Origin of the sequence: Pumilibacter muris (assembly GCF_943193045.1) — a bacterium.
Classification (GTDB): Bacteria; Bacillota; Clostridia; order Christensenellales; family Pumilibacteraceae; genus Pumilibacter; species Pumilibacter muris.
The window spans coordinates 174,999-193,713 of record NZ_CALPCN010000004.1; the positions used below are offsets into that span (position 1 = coordinate 174,999).

The 18,715-nt window shown below is 44.7% G+C and carries 15 protein-coding genes; 13 read left to right on the forward strand and 2 right to left on the reverse strand.

Translation table 11 applies throughout. From position 1 onward, the window contains the following. The first annotated feature begins 35 nt into the window (after positions 1–35). The 3 genes from NFR62_RS06610 to NFR62_RS06620 all read left to right on the forward strand — a co-directional run bounded on the left by NFR62_RS06610 (position 36) and on the right by NFR62_RS06620 (position 2,307). Entirely contained in the window at positions 36–809 is a 774-nt protein-coding gene (locus NFR62_RS06610; protein WP_251616401.1) for a hypothetical protein, read from the forward strand. Further along, positions 806–1,042, forward strand: a complete 237-nt coding sequence (locus NFR62_RS06615) for a hypothetical protein (protein ID WP_251616403.1) — start codon at positions 806–808, stop codon at positions 1,040–1,042. The genes NFR62_RS06610 and NFR62_RS06615 overlap by 4 nt, the downstream gene beginning before the upstream one ends. Positions 1,043–1,284: 242 nt before the next feature. Beyond that, a complete protein-coding gene (locus tag NFR62_RS06620; RefSeq protein ID WP_251616404.1) occupies positions 1,285–2,307 on the forward strand; it encodes a rolling circle replication-associated protein in 1,023 nt (340 codons plus the stop codon). A gap of 210 nt (positions 2,308–2,517) precedes the next feature. Here NFR62_RS06620 and NFR62_RS06625 read toward each other — a convergent pair whose 3' ends face one another. Then, positions 2,518–3,039, reverse strand: a complete 522-nt coding sequence (locus NFR62_RS06625) for an SLOG family protein (protein ID WP_251616405.1) — start codon at positions 3,037–3,039, stop codon at positions 2,518–2,520. Positions 3,040–3,167: 128 nt separating this feature from the next. On the opposite strand from NFR62_RS06625, the gene NFR62_RS06630 reads away from it, so the two are divergent. The 5 genes from NFR62_RS06630 (at position 3,168) to NFR62_RS06650 (ending at position 6,813) form a co-directional block, all read left to right on the forward strand. Continuing rightward, positions 3,168–3,407 carry a helix-turn-helix domain-containing protein gene (locus NFR62_RS06630; protein ID WP_251616412.1) on the forward strand — a complete coding sequence of 80 codons (240 nt, stop codon included), beginning with the start codon at positions 3,168–3,170 and terminating at the stop codon, positions 3,405–3,407. Positions 3,408–3,574: 167 nt separating this feature from the next. Next, positions 3,575–4,300 (forward strand): hypothetical protein, encoded by a 726-nt coding sequence (locus NFR62_RS06635; RefSeq protein WP_251616414.1) that lies wholly within the window; start codon positions 3,575–3,577, stop codon positions 4,298–4,300. A gap of 43 nt (positions 4,301–4,343) precedes the next feature. Then, positions 4,344–4,547: a DUF7695 domain-containing protein gene (locus NFR62_RS06640; RefSeq protein WP_251616416.1), complete on the forward strand. Its 204-nt coding sequence runs from the start codon at positions 4,344–4,346 to the stop codon at positions 4,545–4,547. Between the two features lie 218 nt (positions 4,548–4,765). Continuing rightward, complete coding sequence (locus NFR62_RS06645; protein ID WP_251616418.1) at positions 4,766–5,413, forward strand: HNH endonuclease; 648 nt, start codon at positions 4,766–4,768, stop codon at positions 5,411–5,413. 14 nt (positions 5,414–5,427) lie between these two features. Further along, positions 5,428–6,813 carry a hypothetical protein gene (locus NFR62_RS06650; protein WP_251616420.1) on the forward strand — a complete coding sequence of 462 codons (1,386 nt, stop codon included), beginning with the start codon at positions 5,428–5,430 and terminating at the stop codon, positions 6,811–6,813. A gap of 858 nt (positions 6,814–7,671) precedes the next feature. On the opposite strand, the gene NFR62_RS06655 is transcribed toward NFR62_RS06650, so the two are convergent. Next, positions 7,672–8,604, reverse strand: a complete 933-nt coding sequence (locus tag NFR62_RS06655; RefSeq protein ID WP_251616422.1) for a helix-turn-helix domain-containing protein — start codon at positions 8,602–8,604, stop codon at positions 7,672–7,674. 185 nt (positions 8,605–8,789) lie between these two features. On the opposite strand from NFR62_RS06655, the gene NFR62_RS06660 reads away from it, so the two are divergent. Genes NFR62_RS06660 through NFR62_RS06680 form a run of 5 tightly spaced genes read left to right on the forward strand, consistent with a single transcriptional unit; the run spans position 8,790 to position 18,706 of the window. After that, positions 8,790–9,710, forward strand: a complete 921-nt coding sequence (locus NFR62_RS06660; RefSeq protein ID WP_251616427.1) for a carbohydrate ABC transporter permease — start codon at positions 8,790–8,792, stop codon at positions 9,708–9,710. A 15-nt stretch (positions 9,711–9,725) separates the two neighbouring features. Then, positions 9,726–10,610 (forward strand): carbohydrate ABC transporter permease, encoded by an 885-nt coding sequence (locus tag NFR62_RS06665; protein WP_251547964.1) that lies wholly within the window; start codon positions 9,726–9,728, stop codon positions 10,608–10,610. A gap of 41 nt (positions 10,611–10,651) precedes the next feature. After that, positions 10,652–12,250: an ABC transporter substrate-binding protein gene (locus NFR62_RS06670; RefSeq protein WP_251616430.1), complete on the forward strand. Its 1,599-nt coding sequence runs from the start codon at positions 10,652–10,654 to the stop codon at positions 12,248–12,250. Positions 12,251–12,264: 14 nt separating this feature from the next. After that, positions 12,265–14,736: a glycoside hydrolase domain-containing protein gene (locus NFR62_RS06675; RefSeq protein WP_251616432.1), complete on the forward strand. Its 2,472-nt coding sequence runs from the start codon at positions 12,265–12,267 to the stop codon at positions 14,734–14,736. A gap of 13 nt (positions 14,737–14,749) precedes the next feature. Beyond that, a complete protein-coding gene (locus NFR62_RS06680) occupies positions 14,750–18,706 on the forward strand; it encodes a phage tail protein (RefSeq protein WP_251616433.1) in 3,957 nt (1,318 codons plus the stop codon). Positions 18,707–18,715: the final 9 nt, after the last annotated feature.

Here is an 18,715-nt window from a genome sequence, read left to right on the forward strand (position 1 = left end):
TCTTTGCGCCGCCTCGAACCGGCAAGACTTGTTTTATGACGCACGTAGCGCACGAAACGGCGTTTGATCGCGAACGCAATAAGCGTATGCAACGTGAGATTTTTAATAAACAGCAGAATGGCTTTGACGCCATACAAACTATCCCCATACACTGCGTTTCGGCGAACTATGATATGACGTTCCATAAATACCGTTACAGTCCGCGAATGAGCCGTAGAATAAATCCGTATAGATTGGGATTTGCAAATCCGTTTGTAGAAACGCATTTTAATTTACCGTTTGAGACGATTTGCATTACCGAAGCCCAAAAATATCTCAATAGCCGTATGTCTAGGTATTTTCCGGATTGGCAGTCACGCTGGTATGAGCAACACGGACACAATGACTTGGATATTTGGCTGGATACGCAAAGACCGATGCTTATTGACGTAAACATACGCGAGCTATCGCAGTTTATAGAAATTCTACGGTTAGAGTTTTCGTATGACGGCTATGGCAGAGTGAACGGTTTGCGCTGGCATATTCGTAGGATAGAAAACAGCTCACTGTTTGACAAGTATATGCAAAGCGGCAAGCAAGATAAGTCCTGCTATGCCGAGGACGTGGTAACGGCGAATTATAATGTGTTCGACTGTTACGACAGCCAGTGTTGTAAACCGAAATTCTATGACGGGCATTTCGATCAAGACTTTGACTATTCCGTAGCTACTCCCACCGAGCAAACGCTGGAAGGGTACATACGGTACTTGGAAGAAAACGACGACGAACTGCCCGAAGGATTCTATCAGAAAAGAGGGAAAGTCGCATGATAAACTACAATAAAAATAAGCTTATAAACGAGTGCTTGAGTAAGTATTACGAAACTTTTGCGCGCACGCTGGATACCGCCGACTTCGTGCCGGCGGAATACAACGATAAGATTAACGCTTACATTTTCAAGAATATGAAGAAGGCGTTTAAGCGTGTGGATAAAGAAGATAAGCGTTTCCAAAAAGCGCTTCGTCAAAAAGCAAAAGCTAAAACTAAAAAAGGAGGTAAGTAAGCGTGGGATTTTTCAGTAGAAGGCAAAAGCGTTTGGCGCGAAAGTACACTGCCGGTGAACTCAAAAGCTGTTATCATTACAGTGAAAACGAGTTGAGAGAGGTAGCCGAGAACGGCGACAAAAAAGCACTCAAACGCGCAATGAAAGTACACGGTAATATCGAGTACGCTATGTTATTCAGATGCACGCCGGAGTATAGTAAACGGCGTAAATAATACGGTTATCCCTCGTAAAAATTCAGTATGTCTTACGGAGAAACAAAAGTCTATTTTGACGGTAGTCACTACATAGCGATACCGCATACCGAACGTAAGAATAAGAGTAGACCGAAACGGATCGAGGAGCAGATAATCGTTACGCAAGAACCAGAAGGCCCTGTCACCGAAAAGGTGGCAGAGCCTTTAATCCCTTGCATGAGCGACGAAACGAGCGCGATTGAGCAAGTGGGCGAGTCGCGTGAGCAAATGCCGTCAACGCCTATTATAAAGGTGCAAACAATGACGAGAAAAGAACTGTTTGACGAACTGTATAAGAAATATATAATGCTGAAAAAGCGCGAGAGAAAAGAGCGGATAATAGAAGAAATGATGCCGTACTTCGATACGGTGGAAGAAACCAAAACTTATGTGGATATAGGCTTTGATCGGAAACTGCGGAATTTGATTTGCCGCCGTGTGCGTATGGTGCGTAAAGCAAACTTAGCGCGCTTTAATTACTTTTGTACGTTTACTTATGAAGATAAATTGCATAGCGAAGATACGTTCAAAAAGAGTTTACAAACGTGCTTTCGTAACTTCTGCTACCGTAAGGCGTGGAAGTATATGGGGGTATGGGAACGCTCGCCGGAAAAGCAACGTTTGCATTTTCACGGCCTTTTTGCCATACCCGAAAACACTTTGCCGGATGAATTAACGCAAATACGTGACTATTCGACCAAAGGGAAGCGAATGCAAGTAAGCACGCAATGCGATTACTTTACTAAGCGTTTCGGGCGTAACGATTTCAAAGAATTAGACCCGCGGTTACTTGGCGAGTCGATTAAGTATTTGATGAAGTATATCGAAAAGACGGGCGAAAAGATTGTGTACAGCAAAGGACTGTACCAATACTTTATCTCGGACATTATGGATGAGGACGTAGTATGCGCGATAGGGCAAGAAGATAAAAAACTCTTGCTGTTCGATACTTTCAACTGCTGGGACGAAGGCGTATATATGGGGCGCGTAAGTCCCGAAGTAATAGCGCAAATGCGAAAGAGCAACTGACAGCGCAACGGCGTAAAAAAATACGGCGAGCACGATAAGCCTGCGCGTGCCGCCGTATTTTAGCCGTTGCGCGGTTGCGATTGAGCGTTTGGTGAGTTCGGTTGGTGGGTGCGTGGCGTGCGCTTGGTTGGGCGAGCGCAGCGAGCCCACTTGTATCAAGACAAGCGCACGCCACGCTCTCAAAGCGGTTAAAGTCAATGTAATTTTGCGTTATAAATATTGATTTAGAATAAACAGTTCGATTTGCTTATTTTGCTTTTTTGCATATTCTATCGTGTTGAATGTGCCGCCGGTTTTTATGCTTTCATTCCAAAAAGCGAAAATTACGTCGGAATTATTGACCATGTATTTATTGCGTTTTTGCATACAATCGGGAGTATAGGCATCAGATACATAAGTGACTTTATCGGCTTTTTGTAGTAACTCGGTATACTTAGCTTTATCTTCGGGGGACCAATTCTTTTCTTGTCCTTTGCAAGGAACGGCTATTTCTAATTGTATTTCGGGATAAACATTATCACGGAATTCAATAACGATTTCGGCAAAGTCAGTATCGACACCGAGTGCGCCACCGCAAATAAAATAGTTATAGCCGTGCTTATGTATAAACCATTTAATGTAACAAGCCATTGCTTCAAGATAGTCTTGATGGCTGTCACATTCTTTGTTGGCGTAGTCCCACGGGAAACTATTAGGACGATGACCGGTTACGCCGCATACTTTCTTTGCCATATCGATGCCTCCATAGGTATTATACACGAAAATTATCAAAAGTCCAACTATTCACCAATGAGTGAATATAAATATTTTGTAAAAGCCTATAATATAATCACTAATGAGTGATTATATGGAGACGACGAATGACGTTAAATGAGGCGCTTTCTATTAGAATTGACGAACTATTGGCGGAGAAGGGGATAACACAATATCGGTTAGCGATAAAGAGTGGATTATCGTCCGAAGCAATATCTAAAATTCGATTGCAGAAAAATAAAATGTGTGCAATTAATATTATTTACGAAATAGCGCAAGGTTTTGATATGACTTTAGAGGAATTTTTCAGTGGGTCATTGTTTAGCAAAGAAAACATAACCGATTAGACACGATAGTAAGGTCAAAATAAATAGAAAGTTCATGGAATAGTCGTTTTATTGCGGCTATTTTTTTATTATAGTATACTGATTTAACGAAGCAGCTTAAAGAATGGATTAAACACATTATAGGATAATCCTTCTATACTATTACTTAATAACAGAAAGGAAGAACTATGGGATTAAAATTAGATTTACATGGGTTTAGCAATAGAGAAATAAATATTATTTATAATATGGTGGATGACTATATAAAGCTAATGAAAGTGGATGTAAGCAATATGCAATTAACAATTGCCAATATACCTGCGCGCGTTTGTCCAATAACTTGCCCCAAGCGTTTGAATGTGTGGTTGCAAGTAGATTGTGCAATATACTTGTGTCATCAAACAAATTATTGGTGTCAAATGATTTATCAGCTTGCACATGAGCTCGGACATTTTTTTATGAAGTGCTATCCTGAAAAGAATAATTTTAAATGGATATCAGAATGTTTATGTGAAATGTGTTCTATAGTATTTCTTTACCGCTCTATGACATTTTTCAAGTATTTTGAGCCAAGTTATGTTAATTCAGCACAAGGCTATATAAACGATCATTTGCAAAAGTCGTTATCATATTCGGCATTGACTTGTTCCAAGTTGGTTGCAAACGCAATAGAAGCGTTAGAAAGTGATCCAACGGAAAATGGCACTGTTGGAAGACCGAGAAACTGCTATATAGCCGCTAAATTGTTTAATGCTGTTGGTTATGATGCGATGGGAATGTCGGCGATATGTTTGTTTGAGGATTTATCGCGGGCAGAAACCGTAAAAGAATTTTTTGATATGTGGTTAGAAAAATGTCGATCTGATGATGAGATGTATTTTGTTCAAACTATTAGGGAAACCGTTGGTATATAGAATTGTTTGATTATTTTACATAGTATGATGATGGAGTATTAGTATGAAAAAGATATTGAAGAATGCTATTCGCTGTAATAAATGTGGTGAAATTATTGAGTCTAAAAGCGAACATGATTATGTGACTTGTCAATGTGGCGCGTGTGCTGTTGACGGAGGGCATGATTATCTTCGCAGATGTGCACCGAGTCAAGATGCGTATACCGAATTATCCGAATTTATGGAAGAAAATAGCGGACACTCTTGACAAATTAAATTCTATATGATATAAATAAAGAGTAATCAATATTTTGGTGCATACCTTTATAGCGATTACACTATTCATCTCACTTATCCTTATGGATAACCGGAGAGGCAAGCGGAAATACATTGTGTAGCAATGTAACCGATAAAACACTAATATTCTGTAGTATTCGTGTATGCTCTTTCCTGAATAGGAGAGAGCATTTTTATTTGGAGGATAATATGGCAACAGCAAGCGAATTGTGGGAACGTGTCTTTGGTAAAGGAGTGCAAGATGCTACAGATTACACGGGACGTCCGATGAAGAAGGCAGCATATAATCAAAGCGGTTCAGCGTATGGCTGGGTTTTGGAATACATATTGCCGTTAGATAAAGGTGGCTTGAAAGAAACAAGCAATATGCACATTGTTAGCTACGAAGCCTGTGCACTGCGTGGCGGAAAGATTACCTATACAATAGATGGGAATCGCTTTCAGGTACAAAAAGACGGCCGCGGTGGACGCGCTATTTATAAAATAGGTGATAAGCGTATAAGCTTCTGGGAAAGGGAATTTGGTAATGTTGATGAGGCTGAAGACTTTACGGGGCGGACTATTCTTAAATGCGCCTATGGCCAAAATAATTCGCGGTACGGTTGGGATATAGACCATATTATGCCACTGTCAAAAGGCGGTAAAGATACTGATGAAAACAAGCAGATAGTTCACGTCGATACCAATGATGAAAAGCAAGATAAAATAACATTTGTTTCCGATAACGGCAAAACTTATCAGGTGCAAAAATCATCAAACAATTCTCCCGAATATTGGGCTAACGGATATGACTATTCGGACAAAAAATACTGTATGGTCGAAATTATAAATGATTAACAGGAGAAAATAAAATGAGGGTATTATCCACAAAATTGAAAATGGAAGAATGTTTTAACGAACAGGACTTTATTGATATAGTCATTAAGTGGTTAAAAAAGGCCGGTCCGTATAAATCTATTGGCGAGCAATTTGAGCTGACTGAGAAAAAATATGGACAGAAGCTTAATGCAGAGTATTGTGATTTGCAAACTCAAAAAATAATACGAGATAAAACGACTTACTATATGTTAAAACTCGGACAAGATTTCCATAATCAAAATTGGACAACGGAGATCATTTATGCTGAAACCGACAGCAAAATAGTATATTTTCATATGGATTGTTCCGGCGATGTTTCATTGTTTGATGAAACTCCTAAAATGAGGACGGAAGTTATACGCGACTTCATAAACAGCGGTAAGCTTGTACAATCGGCAATGAAGATAGGTGCGTACCCTATAGAATTAAACGATGATACCGTCAATATGGTTGCGGAATATATTGCAGGGAAAGTTGATAATGAAATCCCGATTGTATTTGCTTCACAATATTTCGATTCGTCTGCCTATCCGATTTCTTTGGAGCCGCTTGCGGAGATTTTATCTGGGACAGCTCATATCGTTTATTCCAACAATGAATTTACGCGTTTATTGAGAGATAAAACAAAAGGCAAAGCATATGTGCCGTTTAATGGTGGGGTGGCAATATATAGTAAAAATCAAAAAGCAAAACAGCTGCGGAAATTTGATGTGTACCACGGTGGAACACTTGATACGCAAGTTGTGCAAGAAGTTACACGCATAGTGAACGCGCAAGTGGATAAAACTGCGCCTTCTTGGGATGCTCTCGTAATAGCTGAACAATCGGAACTATTAGAAGTAGCTGAAGGGCTTGATGAAAGAGCCAAGCGTGATGCGTTGCGTATTGAAGAACTCGGTCAAGAAAATGTGCGCTTGAAAGCGAGAATAGAGTATCTTGAGGCTGCCCTTGCTGAGCGTAATTCAGAGCAAAGGCTTATAACTAAATCTGATATTCCTGAATTTTTTGATGGCGAACAAAACGATCTTATCGTTACTATTCTTAAAAAGGAATTGAAGAATTGCGGGGATAGCACGAAAACTCGAAAATATGAGTTGCTTTCTAATATTGTGGGACTTAATCCTTATATTGGCAACCAACAAAAAATGTTTGAACGAATTAAGGAAATATTCTCGGACGGAGAAACGATGACCGCTCCCGAACGTTCGGAGATTGAAAAAATGGGATTTGAAATATCGGGCGATGGGAAGCATTATAAATTGAAATTTATGGGAAGTGACAAATATTGTTATCTACTTTCCAAAACTCCTAGTGATACAAATCGCGGTGGCAAAAATACAGTAGCGAGAATTATTGACGGATTGTCGGTATACAAGTAAAGAACACATGACAAACTGCAAAACGAGTGATTAGAGTTACCATTAATATTATTTTATATTAGTGATTTTTTAAAGTTTTACTATATCACTGTGGTGATACAATGCTTAGGCTTTATGCTATTTAATATGGCGTAAAGCCTTTTGTTTTTAGTGTTTTTATAAGTTACCTCGAATACGATTTGGGGCAGAAAAAAAGTTACCTTTTTAAGGGTGTGTTTTTACAATTTTGGGGCAGCCGCAAGCTGTCGCAAAAAGGCATAAAATCGATTCTAGGTACCAAAGAACGGCTTAAAAGTATGGGGTAATAGTGCCATTTTGCTTCAAGTCCCGCTAACAGCTCCATCTTTGTTTGACAAAAATGTTGTCAAACCATATAAGCCGTGAAAACGTAATGTTTTCGCGGCTTATATACTATATATTGTGGTTTTGTAAGGGGATGGGAACAGAAAAGTATTTTTCTTTTTGCTGTTGCCATTTGTGTATTTTTGAAAAAAATAGGACTTGAACTGACGAATAAATTGAATATACTGGTTCTTTTATAATTTTGTCAGCAAATAAAAATTGCTCATTGACATATGGCTAATTATGAGTTATAATATATAAGCCACATATCATAAATAAACTGCAAAAAGGGACATACTACGCCTGTAGTGTGCGCTCTCAATTCCCTTTTTGCGGAATCGTGATATGTGGCAATATCCGAGAGGCGCATTTATGGGAATGTCACTCTCGAGAGGGGGTGGCATTTTTTGTTATAAGCAGTTTGTAAAGAAGTGCTGCTATTAAAAAATCTAAAATTTTTTCTTAAAATTTTTTGAAATGTAATAGTATGATCGTTGATAAATTCTTATTTTTCGTTTATGTGAATTGCTCGGTATCCACGTCCAACGTGAATTTCGGGTCGGAATAATCGCGATACAGTGCAAAGCTGAACGCACGGCTGTTTTTGCGGTATTCCGCAGGAGTTGTATTTTGTATCTTTTTGAAAGCGGCGAGGAATATGCGCTTATCGGTGTAGCCTACTTTTTTGCCAATTTCGGAAACGGACATATCGGAATTTTTAAGCAGTTCGGCGGCGGCGCCGATACGCTGTTTTGTGAGCGCGGAGAGGATCGTTTCTCCGTACGATTGTTTGAAAATACGTTGTAAGTACGATGGCGTTACGCCCACGAAATCGGCAATTTGCGAAATTGTCGTTTTTTTGCCGTAATTTTCGGCTATATACAAAAGCGTATGCGATATATAGCGGTTTGATTTTACGTTTTCTATCAACAAGCGGTTGCATCGGCATATTTTTACAAATAAATCGAGCAAAGCTATTTCGTATTCGCTGTGGAAATATTCGTTGGGAATGTTGTGTTCATGCTGATAGGAGAGCAGAATAAGTCTTTCAAGCGCCGCGTGTACGTTTTGCGTATCGTCGAATAACAGCGATTGTTGCGAGGTTTGAAAAAGTTTTTCCGTAAAAGCGAACCTATCGGCATAATCGCCCGAGAGCAGCCATTTTATGAAAGGAATTTGCGGGTTGGCGTGTCCGAGTTCCAATATGTTTATTTCGGTATGCGATTTTATGGAATAGCGATGTTTGTATTGCGGCAATATGAGTAAGAACTGATTGGATTTGAGTACGCATTCGGTTTGCAGTTTTTCGTCTTCGAAAATCACGGACATTGTACCGCGAATTATGTACAGTAGTTCTATTGTGTGGTGCCGATGCGCATTCATTTCAAAATTCTCATATTGCAAATGCAGTTGCGTATACGGTAAAATCTTGTTTATAAGCGGTTCCATAATTTAATTATAGCGTAGTTTTGCGATTTGTCAATAGTTTGTACACTATTTTTCAAATTTGTGCGCAAAATAATGTACAAATGTCGGGGGGGGGTACTTGAAATTATTTTTTTATATGGTATAATTGTAGCGTAATAAAATCATAAACAAAGTTCGATACGCAAAAATTAAAAGGAGGAGAATGGATGGATAACGTTTGTAAAGAGAGAAAAAGAATATCGCCGCGCACGAAAAGACTGATTAAAAAGCATGTGTTTGTATACTCGATGCTTTTGGTGGCGATTTTGCATTTTTGCGTGTTCTATATTTACGTAAATATAGACTCGTTTTTGATTGCCTTTCAAGACCAACACACGGGGGCTTGGGGATTCGGTAATTTCCGTTTGTTTTTCGACGATATCTTGCTCGGCGCACAGTCGGAAGTGCTGATAAGTTTGAAAAACACAATGATTTACTTCGTTGTGCTGCTTGCTACCAACCTATTCAGTTTTTTGCTTTCGTATTTCATATACAAAAAGATAATGCTTTGGAAGTTTTTCCGCTTCGTGTTCGTAATTCCCATGATAGTTTCCGGCGTAGTGCTCGTGGCGGTGTACAGCAATATGCTCACGGCGGGCGGACCTATCGACGTGATTTGGCGCAAGCTAATGGGGGACGACGCACCGTCGCTTATCTATTCCGCGCCGTATGCCACGTGGAGCATCGTTTTGTTCGTGATATGGACGGGACTGGGCATGAACATCATTTTGTTTTCGGGAGCGATGAACCGCATTCCCGAGTCGGTTATAGAATACGGCAAAATAGACGGCATAAAACCCATGCGCGAAATGTTTCAAATCGTGTTGCCGCTCATTGCGCCCACGTTCGGCACGATTATGCTTTTATCGTGCATAAACGTGTTCGGAGCGAGCGGACCTATACTGCTCTTTACCAACGGCATGCACGAAACGAGCACGATAGCGTTTTGGATGTACGAAAAAGTAATAGTGCGGCAACAGTTCGGATACGCCGCCGCTTTCGGACTTATTCTTACGGTTTGCTCGTTGCCCATTTTCTTTTTGATGCGTTGGCTGTTGAAAAAACTGCCCGACGATATAGATTACTGAGAGGAGGGCGCGAACATGGAAAAGACAATAAAAGCAAAAAGGTCGATAAAAAGATATTTCATTCAGCAACTCACCGTAGGCAACGTGGTTGCGTTTGTAGTATTCGCGCTGTTTGCGTTTAGCATGGTGTATGCAATCGCGTGGGCGTTTATGGCGTCGCTCAAAGACCATATAGAATATACGATAAACAAAAACAACTTTTTCCCCGAAAACTGGCGTTTCGGAAATTATTTGGAAGCGTTCAAACTGCTCAACGTGCGCGGCAATAACGTGTTTAACATGCTGTTCAACTCAATTTGGCTCATGCTCGGGCAGTCGCTTATATCCATGGCGGTGTGTTGCACCACGGCGTACATCATGAGCAAGTACGATTTCGTGGGCAAAAAAGTAATCAACTTTGTAATTATTGCCTCCATGATGATACCGCTTTACGGCTCTATGGCGTCCACAATGCGGCTCTACATGAAAACGGGCATGTACAATTCGCCGCTCATCTTGATTGCCTCCGCCTCGGGCGTGGGTTCTATGTTCCTTATACTGCGCTCGTATTTCAACGGCGTGAGCTGGCAGTATGCCGAAGCCGCAAAGATAGACGGCGCGAACGATTTTACCATTTACGTGCGCATAATGCTTCCTATTGCAATGCCCGCAATAGGTTCTATAATGCTCGTTATGCTCATAAACGCTTGGAACGACTATACAACGGCTATATACTACTTGCCCGACTATCCCACGATAGCCTCGGGATTGTATTTGTACAAAACCATTGCGGGATTTAACGTGAATATGCCCGTGTATTTCGCCGGCGTGCTTATGGCGGCAGTGCCTACGTTTATACTCTTTATTGTCTTTCAAAAGCAGATAATGAGCAGTATCACTACGGGCGGCTTAAAAGGTTAAAACAATTTTTCCAAAATAAAATCCTAAAGGAGAAAAAAGTTATGAAAATGAAAAAGTTGATTTCCGTGTTGCTCGGAGCACTCATGTGCTTGAGCACGGCGACGTTTGCGGGCTGTTCCGTAACCGACCCCGACAACCCGTACGACGGAGCAAACAAAGCCGACACCGAGAATACTTTGGATATTCTTACCCTCAACAAAGGCTACGGCGTAAATTGGCTTTACGCGCTTGCCGACGCTTTCACGGCGAAACAAAGAGAAACAAATCCGAATTTCGAGATTACGATACGCACCGAAACGGAGGACGCGACCATAACCGCCACGCTCGAGAACGGACTCTCTTATTGCAAATACGATTTGTTCTTTACGGGTACGGACGTGCTGCCGTTCATTAAAAGCTCCATGGCGTCGCCCTCCACCGCGCTTTTGGCTGAACTTTCCGACGTGTACAACAACGTGCCCGACGGCGACAGAGCGGTGAAAGAATTGATGGACGAGTCGCTGTTGGTTGCCTTCGAGAAAGAAAAGGAAAATGGCGACAAGGCGTACTACACCATACCTTGGATAAACAGCACGAGCAGTCTGCTCGTGAACGACGACGTAATGATTAAGGCGTTCGGTGCGGACTGGCAAAAAACGTATCCCGTGCGTACCACCGACGAACTCGTAACCGTTGCCGAGGCTCTCAAAGCAAAGGGCATATCGGCGTTTATCCATGCGGCGGAAACTCATTACTACAACGCCATGTACGAGCCTTGGTGGGCGCAGTACGAAGGGCTTGACGCGGTTGCGGATTTCTATTCGGGCAAATATACCAACGCAAGCGGCGACTCTGCCATAGGACCGGAAATTTTCCTGCAAGAGGGTAGACTCAAAGCAGTGGAAGCTCTCGAAGAGGTTCTCACGGGTCACTTTTACTCGGCGAGCAACAACATAGGCTGGAACGAAACGCAAACGCGTTTCATGCTCGGCGATGCAGCGTTCTTTCCTAACGGAGATTGGCACAACTACGAAATGGCGGAAGCGTTCCCGAGCAGCAACGTGCGCATGCTCAGAATGCCCGTGCTCTCGTCGCTCGGCGAAAAATTGCAAATTACCGAAGCGCAGCTTTGCGCCGCAATCGACTATGTAGACGGCACTAGCACTCAAAAGCCCGCTATATCCGACGAAGCGATTGAGAAGATACGCGAAGCGCGTAATATCACGTTCTCGTACTCCAACTATAATACGGCGTTTGCGGCTTCTTACGGCAAAGGTCTTAATCACGCGAAAGAATTTTTGAAATTCATGACGAGCATAGAAGGGCAAAGAGTGTTCGCAAAATCTATGCAAGGTTCTACGCTCCCGTACGGATACGACGTTTCTTCCGACCCCGAGATTTGGAACGGATACAATGCTTGGGCAAAATCTTGCTACGGCGTTGCCAAGAGCGCGAAATACTATTTCCGCCGCAACGACTTGCCGCTCGGCGGCGCGGGACTCGTGCCGTACCGCATGAGCAACGACGCTCCGCTCGAAGTGCTTTTAACGCGCAGCAACAACCGCAAGACCGCGCAAGAGATTGCCGACGCGGACTACGCATATTACAGTAATTCCACTGCATGGACGAGTTTGTTGCGCCAAGCCGGAATTATACGATAAAAGAGGAGGAAAATATGAAAAGAGTAGCAAAAGTTTTTCTTGCCGTGCTTATGGCGGCAACCATGCTGACGGCTGCGGCGTGCTCGGATAAAACGCCTGCCGGCGGTATGGGCGGCGGAGACGAACTGCCCAACGCGCAAACCGCGGTAACGGTGCGCGGCGCACTCAATACCGTAAAAGTATTGCAAGACGAGGATATAAATTCGCTACGCGACGCCGCTCTTTCGTTCGAGGCGGCGAAAGGCGAAACCGAGGGCGCACAACTTGTGCTTAGGGCGGAAGCGGACACGGCTTACGACGTAACCGTGGGTGCGCTCACGTCGGCGGCGGGCAATACAATCCCCGCCACGGCAATCACGGCGTACGCCCTCAAATATATGAATATTTCGAGCGGCTTTACCGGCTTTGCCGCAGGCGCGTATCCCGACGCCATGATACCGCTCGAGTACATTAAAAACGCCAAAGAAAACGTGCTATATAAAGGCAAAAATCAAGGGCTTTGGTTCGACCTTAAAGTTCCCGAAAACGCGGCGGCGGGCGTGTACGGCGGCGAGGTGCAAATTACGGCGGGCGGCAAAACTATAGCCGTGCCCGTTAAACTCGAGGTGTATGATTTTGTTATGCCCGAAGTTCCCGCTGCGACTACCACGTATTTGATTTGGCGGGATTGGCTGATAGACGGCGAACTGGACAATTCCATAGAAAAATACGAAGATTATTACGACCTGTTGCTCGAATACAACTCAACCGCATACTATTTCCCTGCGGAAATCGGCGACTACGACGGCTTTGTGACCGCTCTGCGCAAGTATTACGGCAAAGTGGCGCAATACGGTATCCCGTATGTGGATAAAAAAATAAACGGCGTAAAGACGATTGATTTCGACGTGTTCAAGAACTATCTCAAAGCGATAGCGAAAGCAAGCACGGAGGACGAGATCAACTATTTCGATAAAGCGTATTACTATTTCGACCAAGTTTACGACGAGGTGAACGACGCCAAATTTCCTCAAACGGAAAAGGTGATTAAGGAAACGAACGAGGCGGAACAGGCGGTTATAAGCGAGTTGAACCTTACGGGCGAAATTGCGAACTCCGTAAAAGATATCCGCCACGTTATACCCGTAATCACGGGTTGGCAAGATAAGTTCGAGCCGTATAAAAACGATATTAAACTTTGCCCCATATTCAACAACTTTTCGTCTACCGAAAACTTGGATATGTACGCCGATTTGCAAAAGGAGGGGTATGACTTTACCTCGTACGGCTCGGCGAATTTCTGGCCGTATGCCGCAAATCTTATAGACGACTACATGATTACTTCGCGCGATTTGTTTTGGTCGCGGTTCGATTACGGCATAGAGGGCGATTTGTATTGGAACGTGAACGCATACTGCAATTTCGGAACGGCGTTGCCCGTGGGATACGGCAGAGTGCCCGACCACTATACCTCGCCTTCGCGCGACGGCATAACGGCGGGCGACGGATACTGGCTGTATCCGGGTAGGGCTTACGGCTCGGAAAAGCCGTTCCCGAGTTTGCGCCTTACCGCACGCCGCGACGGCATAGACGACTTTACGTATTTGTCCGTGCTTGAACAAGAGTATGAAAAACTTGCCGACAAGTACGGCGTGAGCGGCGAGAATATCCGCACGGCAATCGCCGAAATGAACAAACAAATTTATGCTACGGGCATAAGCAAATTGAATTTCGAGGGATTGCAAGCCGCTCGCAGAACGGTTGCCCGCCTTATAGAAATGGCGCAGTCACCGGGCGGCGTGCTTTTGGCAGACTTTTCGTATGACGAAAACGGCGTTAATTTTGCCGTTTGCGCCGCAAACTCGGCGGAATTGAAAATAAACGGCGAAACCGCGGAAACGAGCGCAACCGCTACAGGCGACGGCAAAACCGTAACCAAAGCAAACGCCGATTATCCCGACGGCGGCAAAATAACTATTGCGGCAAGCGGAAAGAGCGCGGAGCTTATAGTTGGCAAGGCGTATAGTAAAGCGATAGATTTATCGAACGAGGAAAACGCGAGCAAGTTTGCCGTGAACACTGCGAACGGCAGTTCGGTTGCATACGGCGACGGAACGCAGGCGGCGCACGGCGCAACCGTGAAAGCGGTGCTTGCGGGCAAGCAGTTCGATAACGAAATCCAAACCAAAGGTTACCGTCCTTACGTTCGTTTCGGCGTAGACGGACTTGACGGGCTGGAAGATTTGTCGTTTTGGGTATACAACGACTCGAACGACGACCTCAAAATAAACGTGATTGCGCGTAACGACTCGGGAGTTCAGTACACCGTAGACTCCGTTACGCTTCCCGCAAACGGTTGGCGCAAAATATCCGTATCCAACTTTACGTATATTTCGCGGTTTTCTTCCGAACTTAGAAAGATAGAAACCGTGGGCATAGACTGCGCCAACGCGCCGGGCACGAAGAACACGCTTTATATTAGCTCGGTAAGCGTAAAGGCGAAATAGGAGGAGAGAAAAGATGAGAAAGAAATGGGGTATCGCGGGGCTTATGCTTGCGCTCGTTTTGGCGGTGTGCGGTTTTGCGGCTTGCAACGATACCGATAAAACCTCGCAAGAAAAACCGAATTTGCCGCAGAGCGTTTTGCTGAGCGGGTTTGAAAGCGAAAAAGAACTGCTTACCATGATATTTTCCAATTTGCATGCCAAAGTGGAAGTATCGGACGAACACGTTACCGACGGCGAGCATAGCGCCAAAATGACGATTTACGGCAAATTGAGCAACGATAAAACGTATTATAAGGATAACGACTTTTACATCGTGCCGGGCAACGCGTTTTTATCTAAAATGGACTATTCCGACGTTGTGGGATATTCAATTGACATATTCAACGCGAGCAACAAACCGCTGAATTTCGTGTTCGGCTACAATCATCTTTTGATGAGCGCGGACACCTACACCATAGGGCGGCGCGTGTTGCAGCCCGGCGAAAATCACCTTACGTTCGAGATAGACAACAACGTGGTGAAAACTTTTACCGACGTGACGGCAATCAAAGATTTCGCGTTTTACGTTGAAGGGCGGGATATAGACGACGAGCCGACGGTGCTGTATTTGGACAATTTCCGCGCCGAGGTGTTGCCGCACGAGTCGAAAGGCGGCGTGGCGAACGAAAAAATCGACTTTTCCGTGCCCGAAGACTCGAGCAAGTTTGCAATGTTCGGCGGTTTTACGAGTTTGACTACCGCGCCCGTATTCGAGCGTAACTCCGATTTGCGGTACGTGCTCACCGGCAAAAACTCCATGAAGGTTACTTTCAACGCCAAAAAGGGCGGCGAAGGCGTGGACTGCCCCGGGTTCAGAACTTGTGACGATATGTTCAAAATACCCGATACCTACGACCTTACCAAAACGTATCTGCATTTCGATATGTATAACGACACCGACGAAGAAATAACGGTGCGCGTAGCTTTGTTTTCGCACATAGCCACCGATTATTTTGCTTCCACCGTTGCGATACAGCCCCGTTCTTGGGCGGCGAGCGGCAATAGGATATTGCTCGGCGCCGTAGACGACGCGTTTGTGGGCAACGGGCTCGGCAACCTTATGAGCGTTGCGTTCGAGGTAATAGGCTTGAAAACGGCGGGCAGCGCGATTTATCTCGATAATCTTACGCTTACCGACGAGTTCGGTAATCCCGCCGTTCCCGTGCCCATGCTTGCCGCTCCCGCGCTGTCGGCAGACGGAAAAACGGTAAGCTGGAATGCGATAGAAAACGCGAGCGGATACAGCGTGCAAGTGGGTAACGGAGAGTGGAGCGCACCGCAAACCGAAACGAGTTACACGCTTACGGAAACGGTTGCCGGCAATTACACGGTGCGCGTAAAAGCGCTGGGAGACGGAATAAATTACCGCGACGGTGCCGAAGAGCTTGTTACGGTGCTCGTAACCGAAAAATTGTCTGCGCCTACGCTTACAACAGGACGCAATACCGTAAGTTGGAGCCAAGTAGATAACGCTTCGGGATATAAGATTAAAGTGGACGACGGCGAGTGGAGCGACGAGATTACCGAGCTTACTTATAAACTCGAAGGCGTTTCGGCAGGCGCGCATACCGTTGCGGTAATAGCCGTAAGCGATTCCGAACTCTATACGCAAAGCGACGAAGCAAGCATATCCGTAACTATGGTAGCGCAACTTGCTACGCCCGAACTTTCGCTTGACGATAAAACCGTATCGTGGGAAGCTGTGAGCGGCGCAAGCGGTTATTCGGTGCAGGTAAACAACGGCACGGCTACACAACAAACCGAAACAAGCTATACACTGACCGAGACCGCGGCGGGCGAATATATTGTAAAAGTTACGGCAATCAGTTTCGATGACAATGTGGAAGATTCTTTTGAAGCGCAAGTAAAAATCACCGTTACCGCCTGTCTTGCCACGCCTATGCTTTCGGTAAACGGCGCAACGGTAAGTTGGAACGAGGTAACGAACGCCGACGGTTATACGATAAAAGTGGATAACGGCGCATGGAGCGACGCGCAAACGGAGCTTACCTACACGCTCGACGCCGACCCCGCAACGTACACCGTATACGTAAAAGCGGTTGCGGACGAAGAATGGCATTTAGACAGCGAAGTTGCGCAAATAAGCGTTGCCGTACCCGATATTTCTGCACCTGTATTCGGAACGTATTCCGAGTTGAATAAGGTTAATAATGGCGTCGAGATTACGCTCGGAGAAAAGAGCATACAGGGCTATCTTACTGCAAGCGATTTTACTGGATACAATCTCACGTATCGTGTGATTAAGTACGGCGCTCGCGGCGCGGAAGAACTTGGCGCAAACGCGACGAGCTTCACCGTGCAAGGCGGCGAGTATTACGAAGTATTCGTAACCGCAATCGATACGAGCGCGGCGCAAAACACTTCGCGCGCCTACTTGGTGTTCGCGGCGGCGGATATCGCCGACAGGCTGGATACCTTGAAGGATGGTTCGCTCGATACGGCGAATAATGTGAGCGACTACATTATCGCCGGACAAAAAGTACTGTCGCTTTGCTATACAACCGATGATAGCATAAAATACGAACAAGACGCATTCGGGAACAAAGCGATAAAAATGAAATCGCTTATCGAACCTAATGCGACTTCCCAAAATAGCAGATTCCAAATTATATTTGCGTACGACAATACGACCAAACCGAATATAAACGTACGATTTGTCGTTCGTTTGGAAACGTCTCTTAAAAATTTGAGCGGCGATTTGTTTACAATCGAGGGTGTGACGATTACGGCGAACGATATCGGCAAAAATTTTGTCGTAAGCAAAAAATTGGATGCTTGGGATCCTATTGTGGGCAACATTGCTTACCCGTTAAACGTGACGCATAGCGCGATTCAAAATAAAGACGTTTGGGTAGTGTTCGACAATATCGAAATATTCGCAACGCCCGCCGCGCCTACCGTTACGGCGCAGAGCGAAACGGTAAAAAAAGACAGCGGCGAAACTCTTACGTTTACAGCCGCCGCGCTCGGCGTAAGCGGCGCGGACGCGTTCTGCAACGAACTTGCTTCGTTCAAAGTAACAGCGGTTACGTTCAATGACGAAGTGAATTCAGCCTACGTAGACGGTTACGCGCTTACAAACGCGCCCGACGGAACATATAAAGTAACCTTTACCGCTACCGACCGTTACGGATTGACGACGGCAAAAACAATAGCCGTGATAGTAGGCGAATTGCCGCCCGACATAACGGTGACGAATATAGACAACTATGTTTCGGCAGGCACGGCAATTGCACTTGGAAATAGCGGCATAACGGATTATGTTACCGTTACCGCTCGCGGCGGCGGAACCGCTTCGGTTAGCTATCGCGTGGTGAAAAACGGCGCGGAGGAAATGAGCGTAGGCGGAAGCCTTACGGTAGAAGCGGGCGCATACTACGAAGTGTATATAACCGCAACCGAAGGCACAGCTTCGTCGAGAAGCTACATTTTGTTCGCCGATTCGTCGCTTGGTGGCGTACTGAAAACGATGAACGGAAACGTGGAAAAGCAAGACACATTTTTGCATTTTAACGGCAGTATCGCTTTCGGTATTTATAACGGCGATATTTCGGGTGAAGTCGCAGCGAACGGCAATACGGAAATTTGTTTGAGCAACGTAAAGAAAGGATTGCAACTTTTGTTCCCGAATTCCGGAGAGCAATCTGTCAGCATTTCATATACTTTGCGCATAGAGGGAACGTTTACTCAATCGGGCGATTTGCTGAAAATAGGGAACACAACCGTAACGGCAGAAGATGTAGGCAAAAACATTGCCATTCAATACACATCGGTCGCGTGGTTCCCGCCGGAAGCGTCGGGCGTTGCCGGATACTATTTTACATTAGATAGCGATATCGTTCAAGATCTGTTTTTAAGCGATCCGAACGCCAAAATCTATATCGATAATATAATCATTCGCGCGGCGTAAAACATTATT